This window comes from Frankia sp. CeRuru1, assembly GCF_977966315.1.
In genome coordinates this window covers 1-3,681 of record NZ_CDWWEW010000452.1, presented here as the reverse complement: position 1 = coordinate 3,681, position 3,681 = coordinate 1, and the positions used below count along the sequence as shown (strand labels likewise).

At 74.5% G+C, this 3,681-nt stretch carries 4 protein-coding genes and 1 pseudogene; 3 read left to right on the top strand and 2 right to left on the bottom strand.

The window, feature by feature from the left end; all coding sequences use genetic code 11:
• Together AC08OP_RS22460 and AC08OP_RS22455 are read right to left on the bottom strand one after the other, a co-directional pair.
• A partial coding sequence (locus AC08OP_RS22460; RefSeq protein WP_476615991.1) for a TRM11 family methyltransferase occupies positions 1 to 822 on the bottom strand: 822 nt, incomplete at its 3' end.
• Positions 819 to 1,661, bottom strand: coding sequence for a hypothetical protein (locus AC08OP_RS22455; RefSeq protein WP_476615990.1), 843 nt, complete (start codon positions 1,659 to 1,661; stop codon positions 819 to 821). The genes AC08OP_RS22455 and AC08OP_RS22460, both read right to left, overlap by 4 nt.
• A 496-nt stretch (positions 1,662 to 2,157) precedes the next feature.
• Between AC08OP_RS22455 and AC08OP_RS22450 the strand changes: the two genes are divergently transcribed.
• The 3 genes and pseudogenes from AC08OP_RS22450 to AC08OP_RS22440 all read left to right on the top strand — a co-directional run.
• Positions 2,158 to 3,057 (top strand): hypothetical protein, encoded by a 900-nt coding sequence (locus tag AC08OP_RS22450; RefSeq protein WP_476615989.1) that lies wholly within the window; start codon positions 2,158 to 2,160, stop codon positions 3,055 to 3,057.
• Positions 3,048 to 3,452: a pilin gene (locus AC08OP_RS22445; protein WP_476615988.1), complete on the top strand. Its 405-nt coding sequence runs from the start codon at positions 3,048 to 3,050 to the stop codon at positions 3,450 to 3,452. The genes AC08OP_RS22450 and AC08OP_RS22445 overlap by 10 nt, the downstream gene beginning before the upstream one ends.
• A gap of 5 nt (positions 3,453 to 3,457) precedes the next feature.
• Positions 3,458 to 3,681, top strand: a pseudogene (locus AC08OP_RS22440) (hypothetical protein); the annotation flags it as partial.

The following is a 3,681-nucleotide window of genomic DNA, read 5'->3' as shown; positions in this document are numbered from 1 at the left end:
GCTGAGCGCCACGACGGCGTGCGCGGCCGGTCCGGTCCGCCGCGCTGGCTGGCTGCTCGCCGCGGCGCGCCGGAAGACGACCACCTCGAGGTGGGCGGGCCATGCGACCGGCCGGCCGACGGGCCGCAGGCCGACGGCCGAGTGGACGGCCACGATGTCGCCGGTCAGGGCGGCGGTGAGCGCCACGCAGCGCTGCACGGGGATGAGCCCGACCGCCCGGCCGGCGGTCACGACGGCCGAGGCCCGGTCGAGAGTCTGTCCGCTCACCAGGCCGGGACGGGTGACGACCAGCAGCCGGCCGCCTGGCCGCGGCAGGCGACGGTAACCCGACAGCAGCGCGTGCAGCCGGCCGGGTGAGGCCGGGTCCGGGTCGGGACCGGTGCCGAAGGGGACGGCGTCGCAGCGCAGCGCGGTCAGGACCAGGTCCACCGGGCCGGCCAGCCGGGTCCCCGACTGCCGGGTCGGGGGGCGGTCAAGCACCATCCCGTCACCGGCGCCGCCGCGGGCTTTGACAGCGGTGACGTTGCCGCGGGCGAGCTCCCACGAGCCGGGGTCGCCGGTCTGCCCGACGGCATGCCGCCCGGCGCGCACCGCTTCGACGAGAACGGTGCCGGCGCCGCAGTCCGGGTCGTAGACGGTGCGGCCGGGGCGGCTGTAGGCGGCGACCGCGCGGGCGGCGACCGCGGGCGGGATCGCCGCGGTGTCGGCGGCGGTGCCGTGCAGGTAGCCGCCGGCGGCGAGCTGGTCGACCAGGTCGGCCTGTCCGGTCGGCCAGACCGTCAGCCACGCCCCGGAGGCCACCCGCGGCGAGGTTGAGGTCATCGGGCCGACCGCCGGAGGCCGGTCTCATCGCCCGGCAGCGGCGCGTACAGCAGAAGATCGGAGTGCACGCGGAGCGCGACCTTGTGGCCGGTCAGCGGGACATCGGAACCGTCGCGCGCGGGAGTGACGCTGTCGTCGGCGAGCGCGCCGTGGATCGGCACCTCGAGCAGGACGATGCGGTCGACCGGCGCCACCCGGCCCGCTCCGGCCGCCTCGGTCAGTTCAGCGGTCGGGTCGATCAGCCACCCGCCCCGGCTGTCACTGTGGGTGATGACGGCGAGGGTGCCGGTCGGGGTGAGCAGATCCGCCCAGGGCAGGTGGCGGACCCATCCGAGCGCGGACGGGTCGACGGTGGTGATGACCGCCGCGAAGCGGTCCGGTCCGTCTGCGGCCGGGCTGTCGTGTGGACCGGGACCGGCCCCGCGCCCGGCGGCGGGTGGGAGTCCGGGTCCGGACTCGGACCCGGACGGCGGTCGCCGCCGGGGGCCGGTCGGTCCCGGGTCGGACGGTCCTGGGTCGGTCGGCGCCGCGGTGCGGGTGCACACCAGGCGGCCGAGTCGGGCGACGCTCCAGGCTGCCTCGAGCAGGGCGTCGGGCCCGGCGGGCCGGCCCTGCTCGTCCCACCGGCCGGCGGCGGACGTGTCCGGGGCCGCCTCCGGTGGGACGAGCAGCAGGACGGCCTGGCCGGGCTTGGTGTAGGTCGTCACGATCCGCGTCACCGCCCCTGCCAGCCAGGAGGCCGTCTCGGCGGGGTGTGCGCCGACCGGTGGGCACGGCCAGACCGTCACCGGCCGAAACGGCTGCCGCCCCCAGGCGCTGTCGGGTGTCGTCGTGGTCATCGAGTCTCCCTTCGCGGCGGGGAATGCCCGCCACTAGAAGAGACCGGTTTTTCGGGGGTGTTTTGGCGCGCCGACCCCCACCTTTTTCAAGATTTTCTCCGCTGGCATGGGACTACTACTAAATGGCTATCTCACGCTGGCATGCCGCTGGCATCCCCGAGGCGACAAGGGCGCAAAACTTTTTCAAGATTTTTTCTAGCGATGATCTGCCAGCATCGCCGGTGCGGCGCTGGCACAGCCAGCACAGTGCCAGCGCGCTGCCAGCATCACCTTAAAACAGCAGCTCACCGCCCCTGCTGGCAGATCTTGATGGCGGCCTTTCACCGCCTCCTCCCCGTGGCCGGTCTGGCACACGGGGAGAGAAAAAGCCAGCATTGCTGGCACCACAAGAAGATCAAACTGGCCCGTTTTTAAGATTTTTCTGGCGTTTTGCTGGCACCAGCGTGGCGTCCTGTGGGGGTCGATTTCTGACCCCCTTTCAAGGAGGACGGCCGCAATGCACGACCCGTATTCCCTCCCACACCTCGCCGTCGATCCGGCTGGCGCCGTGTGGCCGTTGACCACCGTCCGGGACTGCTTCGCGCTGCTGGTGGCGGGCCCGTCTCCGCTGGCAGCGGACGGCCGCGCCTGCGCGGGCCTGCCGGACCGGATGATCCCGCTGGACGAGCTGCGGGACCGGCTGATGACCGCCGGCTGCCCGACAGCTACCCGCGACGCCGCCTGGTCGCAGGTGATCGGCCGTTCCCGCGCCGAGGGCGGGGCCTGGACGGTGGGCGCCGCGGGGATGGCGCTGCCCGCGCTGGCGGACGTCGCCGGCCGGCTGTGCGCGGTCAGCCCGGCCGACCCGCAGGATGTGCACGCGGAGGTTCTCGCCGGCTTCGTCGCCGCGCTGGCCACCGTCGACCTGCACCTCCCACGGATACCCGTTCGGCTGCGGTGGGCCGCCTACCGGGCAGGGCTGACGGTGGTGACCGCGGCGCTGGCGGCCCCCCAACCCGAGCCGGACCTGTTCGACGCCCGCGCGGGTGGGGACCCGTCGGCCTCCGGCAGTCCCGATCTGGTCCTGGCCAACGCGGTCACCCAGCACGTCCTGACCGCGACCGAGGCCGACCTGATCGCCACCACCCGACTCGGCGCCCTCGCCGTGGGCGCGTGGGCGGCGGACCACGCAATGAGCTCGTGGGCGGCCTACCGGCTGCGGACCCGGGCCGAATCGCGCCTCGCCGCCTACCTCACCGACCCAGCCGACACACCGCCGACGGACCGTCCGGACGAGCCCGCCGCAGCGTCCACACCGACCACATCCACCCGCCGGCGGTCACATTCCGTCACCGCCGGCAGGTCTGCGCGCCGTGCCGCGGCTGCGGGCGGGCGGGAGGTGCCGGCATGCGTGTGATCACGTGGCACCACACCGCCGACCCCCGGCCGGCGACTCCGGTCGCGGCGTCCCGTCGGGCACGGCGCCGCTGGGCGGTGATCGCCGCCGTGACCGTGGTCGCGGTGGTGGCGACCGCGACGTCCGCGGCCGCGGCGCCGGCCCACCCGGTGCTCGCGCTCGCTCCCGACGTCGGCACCGTCCTGACCAACATCCGCAACTGGATCATGGGGATTCTCGCCGGGTTGGGCACCGTGTTCCTGACCGTCGGTGGGGTCCGCTACCTGATGTCCGCCGGCGACCCCGGTGAGATCGGCAAGGCGAAAGACGCCTTCAAGAACGCCGCCTGGGGCTACGGCCTGGCCGCGCTCGCCCCCGTCGTCGTGGGGGTCCTCAAGGGCATCGTGGGGGCGTAGCAACCATGAACGCCGCTGCCCCACCCCACTCGGACCTCCCGGGCCGACCGACCGTCACGCTGCGCGCCGATCTCCCACCGCGTTCCCGCCGTCGCCGGGACGGGCGGCGACGGGGGCCGGCGCGGCGGGTTGCGTGGGCAGTGGCGTTCACCGTGGCGCTGCTGGTCGCGACCCCCGCGCTCGCCTGGGCGGCGCCTCCGCCGGCACCGGCCCCCGCCCCGGCGCCAGC